22 protein-coding genes are annotated in these 21,149 nt (G+C 66.9%); 5 read left to right on the top strand and 17 right to left on the bottom strand.

Features of this window, described 5'->3' with window-relative positions; translation table 11 throughout:
• The first annotated feature begins 10 nt into the window (after positions 1-10).
• Entirely contained in the window at positions 11-1,222 is a 1,212-nt protein-coding gene (locus tag VGK32_16715) for an O-antigen ligase family protein (protein ID HEY3383417.1), read from the top strand.
• Positions 1,223-1,260: 38 nt separating this feature from the next.
• Positions 1,261-2,247, top strand: coding sequence for a D-glycero-beta-D-manno-heptose-7-phosphate kinase (gene rfaE1, locus VGK32_16710; GenBank protein HEY3383416.1), 987 nt, complete (start codon positions 1,261-1,263; stop codon positions 2,245-2,247).
• A 52-nt stretch (positions 2,248-2,299) separates the two neighbouring features.
• Here rfaE1 and purH read toward each other — a convergent pair whose 3' ends face one another.
• The gene (gene purH / locus VGK32_16705) at positions 2,300-3,937 is read right to left on the bottom strand and encodes a bifunctional phosphoribosylaminoimidazolecarboxamide formyltransferase/IMP cyclohydrolase (GenBank protein ID HEY3383415.1); all 1,638 of its coding nucleotides are present in this window, start codon (positions 3,935-3,937) and stop codon (positions 2,300-2,302) included.
• 205 nt (positions 3,938-4,142) lie between these two features.
• Here purH and VGK32_16700 point away from each other — a divergent pair, with 205 nt between their 5' ends.
• Positions 4,143-4,349, top strand: coding sequence for a cold shock domain-containing protein (locus tag VGK32_16700; GenBank protein ID HEY3383414.1), 207 nt, complete (start codon positions 4,143-4,145; stop codon positions 4,347-4,349).
• 99 nt (positions 4,350-4,448) lie between these two features.
• On the opposite strand, the gene VGK32_16695 is transcribed toward VGK32_16700, so the two are convergent.
• Together VGK32_16695 and VGK32_16690 are read right to left on the bottom strand one after the other, a co-directional pair.
• Positions 4,449-5,054: an MXAN_5187 C-terminal domain-containing protein gene (locus VGK32_16695; protein HEY3383413.1), complete on the bottom strand. Its 606-nt coding sequence runs from the start codon at positions 5,052-5,054 to the stop codon at positions 4,449-4,451.
• A 15-nt stretch (positions 5,055-5,069) separates the two neighbouring features.
• A complete protein-coding gene (locus VGK32_16690; protein HEY3383412.1) occupies positions 5,070-5,525 on the bottom strand; it encodes a hypothetical protein in 456 nt (151 codons plus the stop codon).
• 117 nt (positions 5,526-5,642) lie between these two features.
• Here VGK32_16690 and selA point away from each other — a divergent pair, with 117 nt between their 5' ends.
• On the top strand, positions 5,643-7,085 hold the full coding sequence (selA, locus tag VGK32_16685) for an L-seryl-tRNA(Sec) selenium transferase (GenBank protein ID HEY3383411.1): 1,443 nt from the start codon (positions 5,643-5,645) through the stop codon (positions 7,083-7,085).
• Positions 7,082-8,425 (top strand): HDOD domain-containing protein, encoded by a 1,344-nt coding sequence (locus tag VGK32_16680; GenBank protein HEY3383410.1) that lies wholly within the window; start codon positions 7,082-7,084, stop codon positions 8,423-8,425. The genes selA and VGK32_16680 overlap by 4 nt, the downstream gene beginning before the upstream one ends.
• Before the next feature lie 178 nt (positions 8,426-8,603).
• Here the strand turns inward: VGK32_16680 and VGK32_16675 are convergent, their stop codons facing one another.
• The 14 genes from VGK32_16675 to VGK32_16610 all read right to left on the bottom strand — a co-directional run bounded on the left by VGK32_16675 (position 8,604) and on the right by VGK32_16610 (position 21,101).
• The gene (locus VGK32_16675; protein HEY3383409.1) at positions 8,604-8,825 is read right to left on the bottom strand and encodes a hypothetical protein; all 222 of its coding nucleotides are present in this window, start codon (positions 8,823-8,825) and stop codon (positions 8,604-8,606) included.
• Positions 8,826-8,911: 86 nt separating this feature from the next.
• Complete coding sequence (locus tag VGK32_16670; protein ID HEY3383408.1) at positions 8,912-10,357, bottom strand: NADH-quinone oxidoreductase subunit N; 1,446 nt, start codon at positions 10,355-10,357, stop codon at positions 8,912-8,914.
• A 4-nt stretch (positions 10,358-10,361) separates the two neighbouring features.
• Positions 10,362-11,933 (bottom strand): NADH-quinone oxidoreductase subunit M, encoded by a 1,572-nt coding sequence (locus VGK32_16665; protein HEY3383407.1) that lies wholly within the window; start codon positions 11,931-11,933, stop codon positions 10,362-10,364.
• Between the two features lie 19 nt (positions 11,934-11,952).
• Entirely contained in the window at positions 11,953-13,986 is a 2,034-nt protein-coding gene (gene nuoL, locus VGK32_16660; GenBank protein HEY3383406.1) for an NADH-quinone oxidoreductase subunit L, read from the bottom strand.
• Between the two features lie 33 nt (positions 13,987-14,019).
• Positions 14,020-14,322 carry an NADH-quinone oxidoreductase subunit NuoK gene (gene nuoK / locus VGK32_16655; GenBank protein HEY3383405.1) on the bottom strand — a complete coding sequence of 101 codons (303 nt, stop codon included), beginning with the start codon at positions 14,320-14,322 and terminating at the stop codon, positions 14,020-14,022.
• A gap of 16 nt (positions 14,323-14,338) precedes the next feature.
• Complete coding sequence (locus VGK32_16650) at positions 14,339-14,866, bottom strand: NADH-quinone oxidoreductase subunit J (GenBank protein HEY3383404.1); 528 nt, start codon at positions 14,864-14,866, stop codon at positions 14,339-14,341.
• The gene (gene nuoH / locus VGK32_16645) at positions 14,856-15,884 is read right to left on the bottom strand and encodes an NADH-quinone oxidoreductase subunit NuoH (protein ID HEY3383403.1); all 1,029 of its coding nucleotides are present in this window, start codon (positions 15,882-15,884) and stop codon (positions 14,856-14,858) included. Before nuoH ends, VGK32_16650 begins: the two co-directional genes overlap by 11 nt.
• A 6-nt stretch (positions 15,885-15,890) precedes the next feature.
• Positions 15,891-17,171: an NADH-quinone oxidoreductase subunit NuoF gene (nuoF, locus tag VGK32_16640; GenBank protein HEY3383402.1), complete on the bottom strand. Its 1,281-nt coding sequence runs from the start codon at positions 17,169-17,171 to the stop codon at positions 15,891-15,893.
• A gap of 124 nt (positions 17,172-17,295) precedes the next feature.
• Entirely contained in the window at positions 17,296-17,907 is a 612-nt protein-coding gene (nuoE, locus tag VGK32_16635; protein HEY3383401.1) for an NADH-quinone oxidoreductase subunit NuoE, read from the bottom strand.
• Positions 17,904-19,085, bottom strand: coding sequence for an NADH dehydrogenase (quinone) subunit D (gene nuoD / locus VGK32_16630; protein ID HEY3383400.1), 1,182 nt, complete (start codon positions 19,083-19,085; stop codon positions 17,904-17,906). Before nuoD ends, nuoE begins: the two co-directional genes overlap by 4 nt.
• A 20-nt stretch (positions 19,086-19,105) precedes the next feature.
• Positions 19,106-19,693 (bottom strand): D-sedoheptulose 7-phosphate isomerase, encoded by a 588-nt coding sequence (locus tag VGK32_16625; GenBank protein HEY3383399.1) that lies wholly within the window; start codon positions 19,691-19,693, stop codon positions 19,106-19,108.
• Positions 19,690-20,250 (bottom strand): NADH-quinone oxidoreductase subunit C, encoded by a 561-nt coding sequence (locus VGK32_16620; GenBank protein HEY3383398.1) that lies wholly within the window; start codon positions 20,248-20,250, stop codon positions 19,690-19,692. The genes VGK32_16625 and VGK32_16620 overlap by 4 nt, the downstream gene beginning before the upstream one ends.
• A gap of 4 nt (positions 20,251-20,254) precedes the next feature.
• Positions 20,255-20,731: an NADH-quinone oxidoreductase subunit B family protein gene (locus VGK32_16615; GenBank protein HEY3383397.1), complete on the bottom strand. Its 477-nt coding sequence runs from the start codon at positions 20,729-20,731 to the stop codon at positions 20,255-20,257.
• A 10-nt stretch (positions 20,732-20,741) separates the two neighbouring features.
• Entirely contained in the window at positions 20,742-21,101 is a 360-nt protein-coding gene (locus tag VGK32_16610; protein ID HEY3383396.1) for an NADH-quinone oxidoreductase subunit A, read from the bottom strand.
• Positions 21,102-21,149: the final 48 nt, after the last annotated feature.

Genomic DNA, 21,149 nt, shown 5'->3' with positions numbered 1-21,149 from the left:
CCGAGTATCTATGACGACTGAAGACACGGCGCCGCGGAACCACGGCCGGCTCGACCAGGTGATGCTGATCGCCCTGCTCGCGTTCGTCGCCACGGTGCAGTTCTCGATTGCCATCGCGGAGAGCCTGCTGGCCGTGACGCTCGTCACCTGGCTGGCCTCGCTGATCGTGCGACGTGAACGCCCGTCGGTGCCACCCTGGTTCTGGGCACTGCTCGCGTACGCAGCCGTCTCACTCGTCGCCACCGCCTTCTCGCTCGAGCCGTTCACGAGCCTCGGCGCGGCCAAGCAGATGCTGCTCTTTCTCGTCGTGCCCGCCACGTATTCGATTGCCGGCGGCCGCCGTGCCACCACCGTGATGCAGGTCATCCTCACGGTCGGCGCCATCAGCGCGATCGTCGGCGTGTTCCAGTATGGGGTGTTGAACTACGACTGGCTCGGCCAGCGGCCGCGTGGCACCCTGGGCCACTACATGACGTACGCCGGACTGTTGATGCTCGTCATCTGCTCAGCGGCCGCACGGCTGCTCTACGAGCGTCGCGATTGGATCTGGCCCGCGCTGATTCTGCCTGCCCTCGTCGTGGCGCTCGCTCTCACGTTCACGCGGAGCGCCTGGGTCGGCGCATGCGCGGGCGTCGGTCTGCTCCTCCTGCTCAAGGACCGTCGGCTGCTGGCCGTGCTCCCGGTCGTAGCCGCACTCTTCATTGCCGTCGCGCCCGCCGCCATCACCGACCGCGCGTACTCGATGTTCAGCCTGAAGGACCCCACCAATCGCGACCGCGTCGCGATGCTCGAAGCAGGCAAGGAGATCGTCGCGCGCTACCCGCTGACCGGCGTCGGCCCGAACCTCCTGAAGAAGATCTACCCCACCTACCGTCAGTCGAATGCCGTCGACCTGACGCCGCCGCACCTGCACAACGTGCCGCTGCAGATTGCCGCCGAGCGCGGATTGCCGGCGCTGGCGGTGTGGTTCTGGTTCGTGGTCTCCGCCGCCATCGGACTCTGGAGAAAGCTGCGGAACGACAGGCCGCGCTACCTGGCGGCCGCTGGCCTGGGCGCACTCGTGGCCATGATGGGCGCCGGGCTGTTCGAGTACAATTTCGGCGACTCCGAGTTCCTGATGATGCTGCTCGTCCTGCTCACGCTGCCGTGGGCGGCGGCCCGCGAGCGTGACCCGGAAATCATCACGACGGGCGAAACGAAGGTTCCACTGGAGAAGACCTAGCGACGGGCGAGAGGCCCGTGTTCCTAGGCAACACATCTATGCCTTCGACCTACGACCAGCTCCGCCGCGCGATCGACCGCTTCTCCTCATCCTCGGTGCTCATCGTCGGCGACGTGATGCTCGACCAGTTCGTCGTCGGCCGCGTGAACCGGATTTCGCCGGAAGCGCCCGTGCCGGTCGTGGAGTACGAACACGACGAGTACCGCGTCGGCGGCGCGTCGAACGTCGCGAACAACGTGCGGGCGCTCGGAGGTGCGGTCGAACTCGTGGGGCTGACGGGCGCAGACGGAGCGGGGCATCGCCTCCGCCACCTGCTGATCGACTGCGGCGTCGGAACGTCGGGCCTCGTCACGGACTCGTCGCGCCGGACGACAACGAAGCTGCGGATCGTGACGACGCGCAACCTGCAGGTGGCCAGGATCGACTACGAGAGCGACCACGAGACGAGCGGCGAGACGGAACTGGCGCTGACGGCGCAGATCGACCGGCTCGCGGGTAGCGCGAACGTCATCCTGGTTTCGGACTACCTGAAGGGTGCCGTGTCCCGCGCGCTGATGACACGAGTGATCGCTGCAGGACGCAAGCACGGGATCCCGGTGCTCGTCGACCCCAAGATCCCTCACCTCAACTACTACCAGGGCGCCACGCTCATCACGCCGAACCACCACGAGGCGGAGATCGCCACGCACCGACGGATTCGCACGCCCGAGGACGCGGTGGAGGCCGCGACGCTGTTTCGCGAACGCGCCGGCTGCGAGCACGTCCTCATCACACGGGGCGAGCACGGCATGTGCCTGCTCGACGTCCACCAGGCCCTGCACTTCCCGGCCGCAGCACGCGAGGTCGCCGACGTCACCGGCGCCGGCGACACGGTCATCGCGACCACAGCCCTGTCCCTGGCCGCAGGCTCGAGCCTGGCCGATGCCTGCAACCTCGCCAACCACGCCGCCGGCGTGGTGGTCGCGAAGTTCGGACCCGCAACGCTCACGCGAGACGAACTGGTGGAGGCGGTCGCGGGGGTGTAGCCCGTGCGCAGAAGGTGCAGGAGATTCCCGCGGGCTGCCTGCGGCCGCCGAGTCAGTGTCGGAAGTGCCTCCTCCCGGTGAACACCATCGCCAGGCCGTGCTCGTCGGCCGCCGCGATGACCTCGGCGTCGCGAACCGACCCACCGGGCTGGATCACTGCCGTCGCACCCGCTGCCGCCACCGCATCGAGGCCGTCGCGGAACGGGAAGAAGGCGTCCGACGCCGCCATGCTTCCGATGAGCAGCGCCTGACCGGCCGCGGTCGCGCCCTGGCGTTCTGCCGCCTTCATCTTCGCGACGTGGACCGCGTCCACACGACTCATCTGCCCCGCGCCGATCGCCAGCGTCCGATCGGAGGTCGTGAAGATCACGGCGTTCGACTTCACGTGCGCGCAGATGCGCCACGCGAATCGCAACCCCTGCCACTCGGACGCGGTGGGCTGCCGGCGCGTGACCACACGCAAGGTCTCGGTGGCTTCACGACGTACGGCCTCGCCGCCCGACGGCGGCCACGCGGCCCGCGCCTCGTTCACCACGTCGCGCTCCTCGACGAGGAGCCCGTCGAATATCGATCGGATGTCGAGATGCCGATGCCCCGCCGCGAACGCCCCCTGGAGGTCGGCGGCCACGACCCGCATGTTCTTCTTGCCGGCGAGGATGGGCAGCGCGGCTTCGTCCACGCCGGGCGCCACAATCGCCTCGATGAACGTGGAGACGATGGCCTGAGCGGTCGCGACGTCCACGGGCCGGTTGAGGCCCACGATGCCACCGTACGCCGACAGCGGATCGGCTTCGCGCGCCGAGACGTAGGCCTCGGCCAGCGACCGGCCGGTTGCCGCCCCGCACGGGTTGGTGTGTTTGATGACGACGGCTGCCGGTTCGTCGAACTCCCACACGATGCGGGCGGCCGAGTCGAGGTCGAGCAGGTTGGTGAACGACAGTTCCTTCCCCTGCAGGATGTCCAATCGTCCCGCGCCCTCGCGTCGATACCAGGCCGCCGACTGGTGGGGGTTCTCGCCGTAGCGAAGGTCCCTGGCCTTCGCGGCGTTCAGCATCAGTCGCCCCGGCAACCCGCCGGTCCCGGGCACCCGTTCGAACCCGGCGTCCGCCAAACGGACCTTCTCCAGTTCGGCCGCGATGGCCCCGTCATACTCGGCGGTGTGGGCGAAGGCCTTCCGCGCCAGCGCCAGACGAAACTCCGGTGAAGGCCCCCCCGTCTTCGACAGTTGCTCGATCACCTCGTCGTAGTCGTTCGGCGAGACGACCACCAGCACGTCGCGGAAGTTCTTTGCCGCTGCCCGAACCAGGCTCGGCCCGCCAATATCGATCTCCTCGACGAGCGCGTCGAACACCGTGTCCGCGTCGGCCGCCGCGCGGGCAAACGGATACAGGTTGACAACGACCACGTCGATGGGCTGGATGCCGTGGTGCGCAATCGCCGAGAGGTCATCAGGGCGGGACCGGCGCGCCAGGATGCCGCCGTGCACCGCCGGGTGCAGCGTCTTCACCCGGCCATCCAGCATCTCGGGAAACCCGGTCACCTCCGAGACAGATGTGACCGTCAGCCCTGCCTCGGCGAGGGCTCGAGCCGTCCCGCCGGTGGAGACCAATTCGTACCCGCGTTCATCCAGCGCCTGGGCGAACGCGGCAAGGCCGCCCTTGTCGGACACACTCAGGAGCGCTCGGGGCATTGCGTTCTTCATCTGGACTCCGCTCGTCTTCTTGACACTCATCCGGACAGCCCGGTATCATGCCATATGGCGCCGGCATTGCTCGGGCCTTGGCGTCGAGCCGCGTGTTGAGCGGCTTTTTTTGTGCCCCCGGGATTACCGCGTAACGCGGGGGTCGGTTAGTAGGGCGGCCCCAGGCGCCGCACCTTTGCAAGGCAGGGAACGAATGCGCATCACAGGCAAGGTCAAGTGGTTCAACAACGCGAAGGGCTACGGGTTCATCGAACGCGACGGTGGCAGCGACGTGTTCGTCCACTACTCGGCAATTCAGAGTAATGGCGGGTTCCGGTCGCTGGAGGAAGGCCAAGCCGTTGAGTTCGAGATCGTTGACGGCCCCAAGGGCCCGCAGGCCGGCAACGTCATCAAGGTGTAGCGCCAACACCCCGGGCGCCCGCCAGGTCGGGCGCCCGATATCCCGCCCGCGCATCCCCGGCTCGTGTTCCCTTCGCCACTCTCGACCAACCACCATCCGCTAATCGGGCGCTACCTCCGTCTTCAGACCTTTTGCCGTGAAGGTGACTTTCCCCTCCTTGACCGCCACCCGAAAGGCGACCTCCTGGCTGCCGGCGTGTTTGAGCCGGGTGATCTGCCCCTTCACCAGTTGCACGAACTTGTGGAACGGAAACGGGTCTTCAATCCCCACCTCGCGGCGGGCCGTGACGAGGGATTCGTAGATCGCCTCCACCTTGTCGGGCTCGGCGGACGGGTCGGCGACGGTCGCCACCAGCAGGATGTGGTCGCCGCTTGGCGGACGTTTCTGCTCTTCGCCCGGGCTCTCCTCGCGCGGAGGCTTGTAGAACGGCCCCGGGCGGCCTTCCTCGCGCGCCCGCAGCCCGCGGTCCCACAGATCCGCAAACACCGCGAATCGGGACTGCAGGGTCGTCAGACGGAACCGATCGACATAGCTTTGGATGTAGGCGCGGTCGTAGCGCCGGAGGATGCTTTCGACGCGGCGCCGGGTGTCCCAGGGCGGCTTGGGAAGCTGCCCGGCGAAGTACATGTTGTACTCGATTTCGAGTTTGCGCAGCGTCGCCTCGAGCAGCCGAAGATCGCGTTCGAGCTCGGTGTGTTCGGACACGGCGCTCCCTGGCGGTTATCGCATCAGAAGAAACCAGAACAGCGGGAGCCAGAGCTCGCGAGCATACGGGACTGGGCGATCATCCACCAGCACCTCGGCGGCGTCGAGATCTCCGACCACGTTCCAGAGCGCCCGCAAGCCCGTCACGTCGCCCGGTCGGTAGCGTGCCCGGTGGCGGAACCGCTCGCCCGTACCGGTTTCCCGATAGTCGAACGACTTTCGGGCCAGTTCGACGGCCTGCCCGTACACGGGGCCGTCGAAGCGCGGGAACACCACGGTCACCGAGAATTCGGTCTGCTCGACGCCGAACAGTTCCTGGCGAAGGGCCGGGTCGAGCGCCGCTACTTCCTCGTCGGTCGGCTCTTCCGGCACGTCCACGTACGGCCAGTACCGCTCGCGCGGCCGGTATTGCGGAACCTCGTCGGCCGGAGTGCCCGAAGGCAGGCTCGGACCGCCCGGTGTTGATGACATCTCGCTCATGATCGGACTGGGAAACCCTTCGGCCCGTCGGTGCGGACCGGATTCAAATCATCGGTGATGGTATCCTGAGTCCACCACGCCCGGCAAGAACTCCGGGCCACGAGACCTATGCCACACTACCGATACATCCCTTCGATCGAGCAGATGCGTCGGCGGCCGGCGGTGGCGGCACTGGAGCGCGACTTCGGCCCAGGGACGATCGTCGAGGCGTTGCGGACTGGCGCGGCGGAACTGCGCGCCGCACTGGGTCGCGACGACGCGGCCGGGACGACCGGCGTGCACGACCAGGAATCGGCTGCGATCTTCATCGAACGGCACGCGACGCTCCGCCTGCACCACCTCGGGCGCCCGTCGCTCCGTCCCGTCGTCAACGCCACCGGGGTGATCGTGCACACCAATCTGGGACGCGCCCCGCTGGCGTCGCCCGTGGTCACCCGGCTGAACACGCTGCTGCCGGGCTATTCGAATCTCGAATACGACGTTGTCACCGGCGCACGCGGCAGGCGCGACGTACATGCAGAGGCGCTGCTGTGTCATTTGCTGGGTGTCGAAGCCGCGGTCGTCGTCAACAACAATGCGGCGGCCACGCTGCTCCTGCTTGCCGCGCTGGCCGCTGGACGCGAAGTGGTCGTCTCGCGGGGCGAACTGGTGGAGATCGGCGGCGGGTTCCGGGTGCCGGACGTGATGGCGCAGTCGGGTGCACGGCTTCGCGAGGTGGGCACGACCAATCGGACGCGAATCGAGGACTACCGAGCGGCGATAGGACCGGACACGGCACTGCTGCTCCGCGTCCACCGGTCGAACTTCCGAATCGAAGGATTCACCGAGCAGCCGACGATCGACGAACTGGTTTCCCTCGGACGCGAGCACGCCGTACCGGTCGTGGAGGACATCGGCAGCGGCTATCTTGGGCTGCCCGGGGAATCGGACGATGCGAGGCTCGACGCGCTGCTGCGGGGCGAACCGCGCGTGCCAACCAGCCTGGCCGCGGGTGTGGACCTCATCTGCTTCAGCGGCGACAAGCTGCTCGGCGGGCCACAGGCCGGTATCATTGCAGGGCGCACGGATTTGCTGGCACCAATCCGGCGACATCCCCTGATGCGCGCGCTTCGGGTGGACAAGTTGACCTACGCGGCGCTCGAGGCGACACTCGGCGAGTATGTCGCGGGCCGGGCCAGCCGCACGATTCCCGCGCTGCGGATGATCCTGCTGTCCACCGAAGAGATCGGTGCCAGGGCAACGGCCCTTGCGGATGCTCTCCGCCCGGTGCCTGGCCTGCGGGTCGAACTCATCGACGGGCAATCCACGGTGGGCGGAGGTTCGACGCCGGGACTGGAATTCCCGACGCGTCTGCTGGCCCTGACCCACGCCGTGCGGAGCGCGAACTGGATCGACGAGCACCTGCGGAGACGGGAACCGCCCGTGGTTGGGCGCATCGAGAAAGACCGGCTGTTGCTCGACCTCAGGACCGTGCAACCCGACCAAGACGATGTCGTTGCCACGGCGTTGGCGGAGCTGCCCTACCGAGGCAGCGCGAGGACCCCACGATGAGGCCATTGCCCAGAACCCACGTCGCTTCCGGGGATTACCGCGTCGCCAAGACGCGACGGGAATACCTCGAGGCGTACCTGGGCACCTGTGTCGGCGTGGCCATCGTGGATCGCCGGGCGCAAGTCGGCGGCCTGCTGCACATCCTCCTGCCGGAAGCCGTCTCGGCGGGCCTCGCGTTCGGCAGCGCGCTCTGCGCCAGAACGAGCATCCCGCTATTCCTGGACGAACTGAGAGCCGCAGGGTGCTCGCCCGAGTCCATGGAGGCCACCGTCGCGGGCGGCGCCCTCGTGGGGAGCGTCACCAGCCTGGATCTGGATCTGGACATCGGCGGCCGGACTGTCGACGTCGTCGACGCGATGCTGAAGGACGCCGCCGTCCGGGTCGTCTGCTCGGAAACGGGTGGCCACTTCGGTTCGAGGTTGGCGCTGGACCTCGAGACCTTGACGTGCGAGATCGAGCCGATGGCGGTCGACGTATCAGCCGTCGGCGTCAGGCCTCAGCGCCTGACCGCCGATGAGTTGGATCTGGCGACCGCCCGCATCAGGCCAATCCCGCAGGCAGCGCTCAAGATCATCCGCATGCTCCAGATCGACGACTACAGCCTCCACGAGATCGCTCAGGAGATCCGGCGTGACCAGGTATTGACCGCGAAGGTCATCAGGACGTGCAATTCCGCGTATCTGGGCGCGCGAGAAGAGATCAAGTCGATCGACCGCGCGCTGGTGCTGCTTGGCGGACGGTTGGTCGGCGAGCTCATCCTTTCGACCGTGATGGGCACATTCTTCAGCAGTTACCAGCGGGGATACTCGATGTCCCGCGGCGGCCTCTATCATCACGCCGTGTCGACGGCCATCGTGTCGGAACAGCTCGCCATGCTGACCGGCGCTGCCCAACGCGACCTCGCGTACACGGCGGGTCTGCTGCACGACATCGGCAAGGTGCTGCTCGATCAGTACGTCGCGTCGGCCCGCCCGCTGTTCTACAGGGAGGTGGTCGCAGAGGGGGCCGAACTGCTCGATGTCGAGCGGTCCGTTCTCGGAGTCTCGCATGAGGAGGCCGGGGCGCGGTTGGCCGAGCTCTGGTCGTTCCCGGCCGTCTTGTGGAATGTCATCGCCCACCACACACGCCCGGCGGAAGCCGAGGGCGACAAGACCCTTCCGTACCTCGTCTATCTTGCCAACCTGCTCGTCTCGCGTTTCGATGCCGGGCACGATCTGGATCGCATGGGGACGAGTGACCTCGCCGATGCCCTGCGGCATCTCGGCCTGGAGGCGGGATCCCTTCCGGAACTGATTGGCCGCATCCGCTGGGCGGACCTGCAGGCGCCCGGCTATTCCTGATGCTTCGGGTGGGCCAGCAGCCCGTGGTGGAAGTCGCGGCGCAGCACCGTGGGCGACGATGCGCCCAGCCGGCAAGGCGCGACGACAGAGAATATCGGGCAATATTCGAGGGAGGACCAACGCAGCCGGGTGGGATGCAGCGTCGGCCGAATGCCGGCGGGGCTTTCACCACAGGCTGCTAGGACGCGACCCGCGCGGGGCTGGAGGAGGACGGCCGGTCGCCGTCCATCGGCGTCCCGGACGGGCGCTCGACCACGCGACCGGGCTGATGCCAGGGATTGGGACACGCCGCCCCGGCCTCTTCCACGATCCAGACGGCCTGGCCGTTGTACATCTCGTAGACGCCCACGAAGCAACTGCACGACAGCATCTCGCTTCGAAGGATTCTCAGTAGCCGCATGGTGCCTTCCGCTGGTGCTATAGACCGGCGGAACGCGGGAATGGTTGAAGGGGCGATCGCTGTTCGGTCGATGGCCCCGACCCCAATTACCGCAGGCTGCCTATGGATCGTGCGGCGAGGTCGATGACCTGTGTCGGCAGCACGCCCAGGTAGAACGTGGCGGCAATCGTCGCCGCCAGGGCGAATACCGCCGCGCGGGATGGGGCGGTGGCGGGTCCGCCATGCATTTCGGCCGGTTCGGCCATGTACATCATGACGATGACCCGCAGGTAGAAGAAGATCGACACGACGCTGGTCACGACGCCAATGATGGCGAGGCCGTAGTCGCCGGCGCGAACGGCGGCGCTGAAGATGTACCACTTGCCCACGAAGCCTGCGGTGGGAGGGATGCCGCCGAGCGACAGCAGCAGCACGGCAAGGACGGCCGCCAGCGCTGGATGGCGGTCGGAGAGTCCGGTGACGCTGTCGAGGTCGTCGTTCGCGCGGTCGCGAGTCCCGAGCAGCGCAATCACGCCGAACGCCCCGAGGTTCGTGATTCCGTAGGCCAGCAGGTAGAAGAGGATCGCACTCTTCCCCACATCGTTTCCCGACACGAGGCCGACCAGGATATAGCCGGCGTGGGCTATGCTCGAATACGCCAGCATCCGCTTGAGGTTGACCTGGGCGACGCCAACCACCGTGCCGAGGATCATGGTGACGGACGCGACTGCCCAGAGGATCGGCGTCCACGTCGCCTGCACCGGCTGGAAAGCCGTCACGAACACGCGTACGAACGCGGCAAATGCAGCCGCTTTCACGCCGGTGGACATGAAGCCGGTCACGATCGCCGGTGCGCCCTCGTACGCGTCGGGCGTCCACATGTGGAACGGCACGGCCGACACCTTGAAACCGAACCCGACGATGAGGAACCCCAACGCCACCAGCACCAGCTCCGGATGGCTCCCGGCATTCGACGCGATCGCACTGCCCACCTTGTCCAGCCGCGTGCTGCCCGTCACGCCGTAGACGAACGCGAGGCCGTAGAGGAAGAAGGCGCTCGAGAAGCCGCCGAGGATGAAGTACTTGAACGCCCCTTCGACCGATGCCGCGGCCTCCCGGCGGATCGCCGTCAGGACGTAGACCGCGAGCGACAGCACTTCGAGCGCGAGGAAGATCACCAGCAGGTCGGTGGCCATCGCCATCAGCATCATGCCGGCGAGCGCGAACAGCGACAGGGCATAGAACTCACCGCCCGGCAGCTCATCGCGCTCCACCAACTGCGGCGCCAGCAGCATGGTCACGACGCCGATGAGGACCAGCACCAGGCTGATGAACAGGCCGAAGTTGTCCGCCGAGACAACGCCGAACGACGTCGCATTGCGGCCCCAGAGCAACACGCAACTGATGCCGGCACCGACGAGGCCGACAAGACCAAGACCGCTGATCGGCATCCGCTCGTGCGGTTCCCGGAACGCTTCGGCCAGCATCGCGGCAATGCCCGCGGCGGTCACGCAGAGGATGGGAACGATGGCGGCGATGGAGGTCGATACCATGAATTCAGTTCTTCACCCGCACGTCGGCGGGTGGGAGATTCGTCACCTTGATGCCGCTCAACGACTGGCTCGACGCGGCAGGATGCGTGGCCACCGTGTCGCGGCTCACGCGCTGCAGGAACCGCTCGACCGACGGTTGCATCGGTCGGAGGAACACGCCCGGCATCACGCCCATCAGCACCGACATCGCCACGATGGGCACGATGACCCAGCGTTCCCGCACCGTCAGATCCGGCAGTGCCCGGTTCTCGTCGTGCGTCACCGGACCGTAGTTCACCCGCTGGAACATCCAGAGCATGTAGACGGCCGAGAGGATGACGCCCGTCGCGGCGAACGCGGCGTAGCGCGGGTCCCACCTGAACGCCCCCAGCAGGATCAGGAACTCGCCGACAAAGCCGTTCAGTCCGGGCAGGCCGATCGACGCCAGTGTGATGAGCAGGAAGGCGGCGACCAGCCTGGGCATGACGGCCTTCAGTCCGCCGAACTCCGCGATCTGCCGGGTGTGGCGACGGTCGGACAACATGCCGACGATGAGGAACAGCCCGCCGGTGCTCACGCCGTGATTGAGCATCTGGTAGACCGCCCCCTGCACACCCTGCACGTTCAGCGCGCAGATGCCGAGCACCACGACCCCGAGATGGCTGACGCTCGAGTAGGCCACGAGTTTCTTGAGGTCGGGCTGCACCATCGCCACCAGCGCGCCGTAGATGATGCCAATCACGGCGAGCACTGCGAGCGCCGGGGCAAAGTAGGCGGCCGCCGAGGGGAACAGCGGGAACGCAAACCGCACGAGACCGTAGGTCCCCATCTTCAGGAGGACGCCGGCGAGAATGACGGATCCCGCCGTGGGCGCCTCGACGTGCGCGTCGGGCAGCCACGTGTGGAACGGGAAGAGCGGCACCTTGATCGCGAACGCCAGCGTGAAGGCCAGGAAGAACCAGAACTCGAGCTGACGCGGAAGCCGCAGGTCGTACAGCTTGAGCAGGTCGAACGTGTAGCTGCCGTTGGTCGAGTTGTGCATCCAGGCGAGGCCGATGATCGCGATGAGCATCAGCAGGCTGCCGGCCGCCGTGTAGAGAATGAACTTCACCGCCGCATAGATACGCCGGTCGTAGCCCCAGATGCCGATGAGGAAGTACATCGGGACGAGCATCGCGTCCCAGAAGATATAGAACAGGAACAGGTCGATCGAGACGAAGACGCCGAGCATCGCGCACTCGAGCGCCAGCACGAATGCCGCGAACTCCTTCAGCCGCTTGTGCACGGAGCCCCAGGACGACAGCAGGGCGATCGGTGTGAGGAATCCGGTGAGGACCAGGAGGAACAGGCTGATGCCATCGACACCCAGGTGGTACTGGATGCCGAAGGCCGGAATCCAATCGAGCCGCTCGACGAACTGGAAGTCGGCGCGCGTCGGATCGAAGCGGGCCCACAGCAGCAGCGTCGCCGCGAAGACGAGCAGCGATGCGCCCAGCGCGACGACGCGGACGACAAAATCACGACGGCCGTCGCGATTGTCGATGAGGAGCAGCAGCAGGGCGCCGGCCAGCGGCAGGAAGACGATTGTTGTCAGCACCGGAACACTCGGTAATCGGTTACGGCCACAAGACGTAGGCCAGAATGACCAGCGCGCCGACGAGCAGCGACGCCGCATACGCACGGATCGAGCCGGTCTGAAGCCTGCGCAGCAGACCGCTCGCCCCGCGCACGGTCACGGCTGCACCGTTGACCGCCCCGTCGATTACGCCCACGTCCACACCCTTCCAGAGGCCATGCTCGGACAGCAGCCGAATCGGCTGCACGATCCCGGCGTCGTACACTTCGTCCACGTAGTACTTGTGGAGCAACAGCCGATGCAGGCCGCGGAATCGTGCGGCCAGGTGGTCGGCGAGGTCGCGACGTCGCAGGAAGAACAGCGTCGCGAGGCCGATCCCGACCAACGCCAACGCCGTGGAGACCGCCATCAGGCGCAGTTCGGTGGCCGTGTCCTCCCCCTCACCCTGGCGCGGCTCGTCGGACAAACGCGTGGCGAGACCGCCGCCGGCGCCTTCCGCGGCTCCCGCTGCGGTGAAGCTCGGCTGGAGGAACTGCTCGATCCGGTTCGATCCGCCGAGCGCCGTCGGGACGCCGGCATAGCCCGCGAGGACCGCGCCCACGGCCAGCACGACGAGCACGATCGCCATGCTGCGTGGCGCGTCGTGCAGACGGCCGGCGTGCGCGTCCCCGCCGTGGCCGGCGCCGGCCTGGGCGGGCGCATGGTCCGCCGTCGCATCGATTCCCGGATACGCGGGGGCGGCGGCCCTCGGTCCGTGGAAGGCCAGGAAGACCAGGCGGAACATGTAGCACGCGGTCATCAGCGACGCGAGACTGCCGAACAACCACAGCCACCGATGCCCGCTCGCGTAGGTGCGGTACAGCAGCTCGTCCTTGCTGAAGAACCCCGAGAGCAGGGGCACGCCGGCGATCGCCAGGGCGCCGACGAGGAACGTCCAGTACGTGATCGGCAACTCCTTGCGCAGCCCGCCCATCCGGCGCAGATCCTGTTCGCCGGCGAGCGCGTGAATCACGGCACCCGAACCGAGGAACAGCAGCGCCTTGAAGAACGCATGGGTGTAGAGATGGAAGATGCCCGACGCATAGGCGCCGACGCCCATCGCCAGGAACATCAGACCCAGCTGCGACACGGTGGAGTACGCGAGCACCCGCTTGATGTCGTTCTGGACGAGACCGATCGTGGCCGCCATCACGGCGGTGGCCACGCCGACAACCGCCACAATCTCGAGCACGCCGGGCGCGTGGGAGTAGAGCACCGCGTTCCGCCCGATCATGTACACGCCCGCCGTCACCATCGTCGCGGCGTGGATCAGCGCGGACACGGGCGTCGGCCCTTCCATCGCATCCGGCAGCCAGACGTAGAGCGGGATCTGCGCGGACTTGCCGGTGGCGCCAACAAACAGCAGCAGCGCCGCCACCGACAGCGTGCCGAACGCCGTCTCGGGCGCGAGCGTCTCGATGCTGGCGGCGAGCCGGTGGAAGTCGAGGGTGCCGAAGCGGGAGAACAGCAGCAGGACGCCGAGCAGGAACCCGAAATCGCCGATCCGGTTGACGATGAACGCCTTCTTGCCGGCATCCGCCGCCGTCTTCTTGTGGTACCAGAACCCGATCAGCAGGTACGAGCAGAGGCCGACGCCTTCCCAGCCGACGAACATCACGAGGAGGTTCGGCGCCAGGACGAGCACGAGCATGAACGAGGCAAACAGGTTCAGGTAGGAGAAGTACCGCGCATATTCGCTGTCGCGCTCCTCGTGCATGTACCCGGTCGAGTACAGGTGGATGAGCGATCCGATTCCGGTCACGACGAGGATCATCACCATCGACAACGGATCGAGGCGGAACGCGAACGGCACCTGCAAGTCGCCCGACGGGATCCAGGTGAACAGCGTCTGGTCGATGACGCGCGCGTCGGGCGGTCTCTGCACCAGCGACCACGAGGCCGCCGCCGCAACCGCGAACGACACGAACATCGCCGCCACCGCCGCGCCGCCGGACACGGTCTTCGACAGGCGGCGTCCGAACGACGCGTTCAGCAGGAACCCGAGAAACGGCAGGAGCGGGATGAACAGCAGCATCGGGTCAATCAGTCCAGCGGCGCCCCGGGGGCGTCACCACTTCAGCGTCGTGAACGCATCCGGATCGAGGGACTCCCGGACCCGGAATAGCGCAATGACGATGGCCAGGCCCACGGCCGCCTCTGCCGCGGCAACGGTGACGACGAAAAAGACGATGATCTGCCCGTCGACCGAACCCAGGTAGCGCCCAAACGCCACGAGCGTGAGGTTGACCGCGTTCAGCATGATCTCGATCGCCAGCAGCACCGTGATCATGTTCCGACGGAGGAACACACCGGTCGTGCCGATCGCGAACAGCACCGCGGACAGGACGAGGTAATGGGTCAGGGTGACCATGGTGAACTCACTGCCGTCACACGTGTCGCTTGGCCAGCACCACCGCTCCCACCATCGCGACGAGGATCAGGAGCGACGTGACCTCGAAGGCGAAGGCATAGTCGGTGTACAGCACCTGGCCGATCGTCCGCACCGATGAGATCGCCTGGCTCGAAGCGGCGTCCGGACCGCCCGCAATCGGCTCGCGGGGAAAGGCCGCGGCCCAGACGGCGAAGACGAGTTCCGCCGCCAGCAGCGCGCCGAGCGCGATGCCCGCTCGACGCGGCCCCGGCGACACCCTGTCAGCCGGCGCCGCACCCTCCTTCGGGGCGTTGAGCAGCATCACGACGAACAGGAACAGAACCAGGATCGCACCCGCGTAGATGATGATCTGGATGACCGCGACGAACGGCGCGTCGAGCAGCACGTAGAGGCCTGCCAGCGCGGCGAACGACGCGATCAACAGCATCACGCTGTAGATCGGGCTCCGCTGCCCGATGACCAGCGCAGACGACACCACCGTGATGGTGGCAAACACGTAGAAGAGCGATTGCTCAAACCCCAAGGAGCATCACCCCCGTGGCCGTCACCAGCAGGTTCAGGACGGCCAGCGGCAGCAGGAACTTCCACCCGAACTGCATCAACTGGTCGTACCGGTACCGCGGCAGCGTCCACCGCATCCAGATGTAGAAGAACAAGAGGAACGAGATCTTCAGGAGGAACCAGATCCAGCCGAGCGACGCCGGCAGGAACGGCCCGTGCCAGCCGCCGAGGAACAGGTCCGTGGCGACGGCCGACACCGTCACCATGTTGATGTACTCCGCCAGGAAGAACATGGCGAACGCCATGCTCGAGTACTCGGTGTGGTAGCCCGCTACCAGTTCCTGCTCGGCCTCCGGGAAGTCGAACGGCGCGCGGTTGGTCTCCGCCACCCCGGCCGCCATGTAGATGAGGAAGCCGACCGGCTGCACGAAGATGAACCACTTCGGCACGAACCCGAACCAGTAGCCAGCCTGGTGGTTCACGATGTCGGTGAGCGAGAGCGAATTGGCGAGCACCAGCACCGACGCCAGGGCCAGGCCGTACGACAGCTCGTAGCTGATCATCTGCGACGCGGACCGCAGGCCGCCGAGCAGCGAGTACTTGCTGTTCGAACTCCAGCCGGCCAGCACGATGCCGTAGACGCTCATCGAGGTGATCGCGAACACCACCAGCACCGCCACGTTGACGTCGGCGACCTGCAGCTTGATCGGCTGCTCCAGCAGACCGAAGAACGTCGTCTCCGCGCCGAAGGGCACGACCGCGAAGGCGGCAAAGGCCGCGGTCGCCGAGATGACCGGGGCGAGGCCGAAGAGGATGCGATCCGCGCCGCCCGGACGCAGTTCCTCCTTGAACATCAGCTTGATGACATCCGCGAAGGGCTGCAGCAAGCCCATCGGTCCGACGCGGTTCGGCCCTTCGCGCTGCTGGATGAACGCCGCCACCTTCCGCTCCGCGTAGACCATGGCGGCCGACGACAGCAGCAGCATGACGAAGACGGCGAGTACGAGGCCGAGTTGAACGAGTACGGTCAGTGACGGCATCGGGGATCAGTCCATCACGCGCCAGTCCGACGGGCACGTACAGCGGCCCTCGCGGACGTGTGCCTCGTATTCCGAACGGAAGTGCTGGATCGTGCTCAACACCGGGGCGACGGCCGCGTCACCGAACGGGCACAGCGTCTTGCCCCCGATGTTCGTCGCGACGTCCTGCAACAGGTCGATGTCGCGCATGCTGCCCTCGCCGTGTTCAATCCGATGCAGGATCTTCGTCAGCCAGTCGGTCCCCTCGCGGCACGGCGTGCACTTGCCGCACGACTCGTGCCGGTAGAAGTGCAGCAGGTTCTCGGCGAGCCAGACCATGCACGTCGTGTCGTCCATGACAATCAGCGCGGCCGACCCGAGCATCGAGCCGGCTTTCACCAGCCCGTCGAAGCTCGCCTGGGCGTCGAGTTGGTCCGGCAGGATGACCGGCGTGGACGACCCGCCGGGGATGATCGCCTTGAGCGGACGCCCCCCGCGAACGCCGCCAGCACACCCGTCGATCAACTCCCGAAGCGTCACGTGCATCGACGCCTCGTAGACACCGGGCTTCTCGACGTGGCCGCTGATGCAGTAAAGCTTCGGCCCGCCATTCTTCTCGGGCCCGAGCGCGGCGAACCACTCGGGGCCGTTGGTCAGGATGGACGGCACCGAGCACAGCGTCTCGACGTTGTTGATGGCCGTCGGACATCCGTAGAGGCCGACGACGGCGGGGAACGGCGGGCGGAGCCGCGGCTGCGCCCGCTTGCCTTCGAGCGACTCGAGCAGCGCGCTTTCCTCCCCCGCCTCGTAGGCTCCCGCACCGCGATGCACGTATATCTCGCAATCGAACCCGGATCCGAAGATGTTCTTGCCGATGTAGCCCCTGGCGCGCGCCGCTTCGATCTCCGCCTCGAGAACCCGCTGCACGTGGTAGAACTCGCCACGGATGTAGATGTAGGCGGCCTTCGCTCCGATGGCGTAGCACCCAATCAGGCATCCCTCGAACAGCAAGTGCGGGTTCCGCTCCATCAGCACGTGGTCCTTGAACGTGCCCGGCTCGCTCTCATCGGCATTGCAGCACAGGTACTTCGGCGTGGGCGAGTCCTTCGGGACGAACTGCCACTTCAGGCCGGTCGGGAACCCCGCGCCCCCGCGCCCGCGCAGCCCCGACGCCTTCACCGTGTCGATCACGTGCGCCGGCGCCATCCCGAGCGCCTTGCGGAGGCCTTCGTACCCGCCGCGGCGCAGGAAGGCGTCGACGGTGGTCGAACCCGCCTCGCGAACGTGTGATGTGAGAACTGGGTCCATTCGGCTCTCGAATACCCCGGACGGGCGAGACGCTCGTTCCACTCCGACGTACCGGGCGGGCACGGCTCGCATCGCCGAAGCCGTTCGGCGAACACGTGCGGCCCGCTCCCACTGCCGCCGATCTTTAGTCGCGGCTCTTTTCGACGTTCAGGTGGCAGCCCGTCAGCGCCGCCGTGCCCATCGTCCGCAGGCCGTCGAGCAACCTGGTCACGTCGTCGGGCGACTGGCACTCCTGCCAGTGCTCGTTGTTCACCATCACGACCGGCGCCCGATCGCAGGCGCCGAGGCACTCCATCTCCATCAACGTGAACGTGCCGGTCGGGTCGGTGCCGCCGACCGTCACGCCGAGCTGCCTGGACAGTTCCGCGGTCACGCGCTCGGCGCCGCGCAGGGCGCACGACAGGGTGCGGCACACCTGGATCACGTATTTCCCCACCGGCTCGCGGAAGAACATCGCGTAGTAGGTGACGACGTCATCCACCTCGGCCGGCGTACAGCCGATCGCGTCCGCGACGTGGCGGATTGCGCCGGCGCTCACGTAGCCCTGCTGCTCCTGCACGAGGTACAGCGCCGGAATCACGGCCGACCGCCGGTGCTCGGGCGGGTAGTGCGCGGCAATCCGCTCGAGCCGCTCGCGGTTCTCCGCGGTGAAGGCGAACGGCCCATCGTCTTTCCGCAGCTCGCGCCGCGAGACGTGCAGCCCCGCCTGGTAGTCCATCTCGGGGTGGAAGGTCACCGGTCCACGTCTCCCATCACCACGTCGATCGATCCAATGACCGCGATGACGTCGGCGATCAGACCGCCGACAATCATCTTCGGCAACGCCTGACACGACATCAACGACGGCGACCGCATCTTCACGCGCCATGGACGGTTGCTGCCGTCCGACACGACGTAGCAGCCGTGTTCGCCACGCGGCCCCTCGACCGGGACGTACGCCTCGCCGGCCGGCACGACGAATCCCTGCGAATAGAGCAGGAAGTGTTGGATCAGCGCCTCCATCTCCGTGTAGACCCGGTCTTTCGGCGGCGGCGCAATCCGCGGGTCGTTGACCGCAAAGGGTCCGGTCGGGGCGATCCGGTCGAGCGCCTGCCGGCAGATCCTCATCGACTGGTACATCTCCTCGATGCGCACCAGGTAACGGTCGTAGACGTCGCCGTTCGAGCCGATGGGCACGTCGAAGTCGAACGTCTCGTAGCCGGAATACGGGAACGCCTTGCGCACGTCGTACGGGACGCCCGACGCCCGCGCGATCGGACCCACCAGCCCCAGGGCCACGGCATCGTCGTGCGGCACGATGCCGACGTTTCGTGTTCGCTTGATGTAGATCTGATTGTGCGTGAGCAGGTCTTCGTACTCGACCAGCTTGGCGGGCATCCGATCGAGGACGTCCCTCACCGCGGCGTGGAAACCGTTCGGCAGATCCTCGCGCAGGCCGCCCACGCGGATGTAGCTCGGGAACATGCGGAAGCCGGCGATGAGCTCGTTGATGTTGAGGAACAGCTCCCGCTCGCGGAAGCAGTACAACATCACCGTCACCGCGCCAACCTCCATCGCGTGCGTGGCCAGCCACACGAGATGGCTGTTCAACCGCTGGAGCTCGGCGAGCAGCACGCGGATCCACTGCACGCGCTCCGGCAGCTCGATGCCGAGGAGCTTCTCGACCGACAACGCGAAGCCGAGGCTGTTCGAATGCGCGCTGAGATAGTCCATCCGCTCGACGAGCGGAATCACCTGCTGGTACTTCTTCTGCTCGGTCGTCTTCTCGATGCCGGTGTGCAGATACCCGACCGTCGTGTCGGCCCCGACGACCGTCTCGCCGTCGAGGCGAAGCACGAGCCGCAGCACGCCGTGCGTGCTCGGGTGCTGCGGCCCCATGTTGACGGTCATCGTCTCGGTTCTCAGCTCAGGCATCGAAGACCCACGTTCTCAGATCAGGCACCCGTCAGTTCCGCCTCCACGAGGTCACACAGGACATGCAGGATCGTGCAGTGCACCTCCTGGGCGCGGGCCGCGGAGGCCGTCGGCACGTTCAGGTGGATGTCCACCGCGCGGCCGAGCGCGCCTCCATCGCCGCCGGTCAGGCCAATCGTCATCAACCCGCGCGTGCGCGCCACGGTCACCGCGGCCATCACGTTCGGTGAGCCGCCGCTCGTCGAGATCCCCAGCAACAAGTCCCCGGGGTGGCCGTGCGCCTCCACCTGCCGTGCGAAGACCCGGTCGAACCCGTAGTCGTTGCCGATGGCGGTCAGCGTGCTGGTGTCTGTCGTGAGCGCCATCGCAGGCCAGGCCGCGCGCTCGCGGACGAACCGGCCCACCAGCTCGGCGGCGAAGTGCTGTGCGTCGGCCGCGCTGCCGCCGTTGCCGCACACCAGCACCTTCCGTCCGCCTGCCAGCGCCGTTCGGAGCGCCTCGGCCGCAGCCAGGATCGGCCCGTGACCCGCGGACTGCACCTCCTGGTGAAGGCGCACCGTCTCGGCAAATATGGCCTCGAGCGCGCGGTGTCGCTCGCCCGCGGTCATACGGTCTTCTTCGAGCCGCCGCGCACGGTCCGGTCGGCGGCAATGTTCGCTCGGAACTCCTGCTCGGTCAGCTGCAGCGGCTCGTAGACCTTGGGCTTCATCGTGATCTGCACCGGGTAATCCTTGCGGAGGGGGTGGCCGTCCCAGTCCTCGGGCATCACCAGACGGCGCAGGTCGTCGTGGCCGTCGAAGACGACGCCGAACAGGTCCCACACCTCGCGTTCCAGCCACCCGGCCGACGCCCAGATGCCCTTGATCGTCGGCACGTGCGCGTCCTCCCCCGGGACGCGCACCTTCAGCCGGAGCAGGGAGGTCCGATCGACCGAGAGGAGGTGGTACACCACTTCGAAGCGCGGCTCCGCGGGCCACCGATCCACGGCCGTGACATCGGTGAGCACGCCGTAGAGGAACACCGGCTGATCGCGCAGCACGCGGCAGGTGTCGACGAGGTGCTCGCGCGGCACGACGACCGTTGGCCGGTCCGTCGCGGGATCTGGCGTGAAATCGACGGCGGGCATCGTCGTCTGCAGCTTGGCGATGATCGAGGCAGCATCCACGTCGTTACCCCGCCTTCACAATCAGCTTCGACTCGCTGATCTTCTTCTGCAGCTGGATGATGCCGTAGATCAGCGACTCGGGCCGCGGCGGGCAGCCGGGTACGAAGACGTCCACCGGCACGATCTGATCGACCCCCTGCACGATCGCGTAGTTGTCGAAGACGCCCCCCACCGACGCGCAGGCGCCCATCGAGATCACCCACTTGGGCTCCGGCATCTGGTCGTAGATCCGGCGCAGGGCCGGGGCCATCTTTCGGGAGAGGCGGCCGGCGACGATCATCAGGTCCGATTGACGGGGCGATCCGCGGAACACCTCGGCGCCGAAACGGGCGATGTCGTAGCGCGACGCGCTCATCGCCATCATCTCGATCGCGCAGCACGCGAGGCCGAAGGTGACGGGCCAGATCGACGACTTGCGCGCCCAGTTCACCATCTTCTCGACGGTCGTCGTCAGGACGGGGATGTCGATGTCGAGAGCCATGGATTCGCTTCTATGGTTTGTCCCAGTTGAGCGCGCCCTTCTTCCACACGTAGGCGTAACCGGCCACCAGAATCGCAAAGAACACGACAATCTGCACCAGCCCGGGCCATCGCAGGTCGCGGAGCGCCATGGCCCAGGGATACAGGAACGCGACCTCGATGTCGAACAGCAGGAAGATCATCGCGATCAGGTAGAACTTGATCGGATGACGCTCGCGGGCGTCCGACACCGGAGGCATGCCGCACTCGTAGGGCGCGAGCTTCTCGGGCGAGGGTTTGCGCGGGCCCAGCACGCCCGACAGCACGATCGAGCCTGCGCCAAAGGCCGCGCCGAGCAGCATCAACAGGAGGATCGAAAGCCAACCCTGCATGTGAACGGTTTCCCAAAGGGGCGCTGACCGCCGCCGTCCAATCCGATT

Source organism: Vicinamibacterales bacterium, from assembly GCA_036504215.1.
Lineage (GTDB): Bacteria > Acidobacteriota > Vicinamibacteria > Vicinamibacterales > Fen-181 > FEN-299.
Note: the sequence above shows the minus strand (reverse complement) of the source record. Positions and strands in the feature narration are given on the sequence as shown.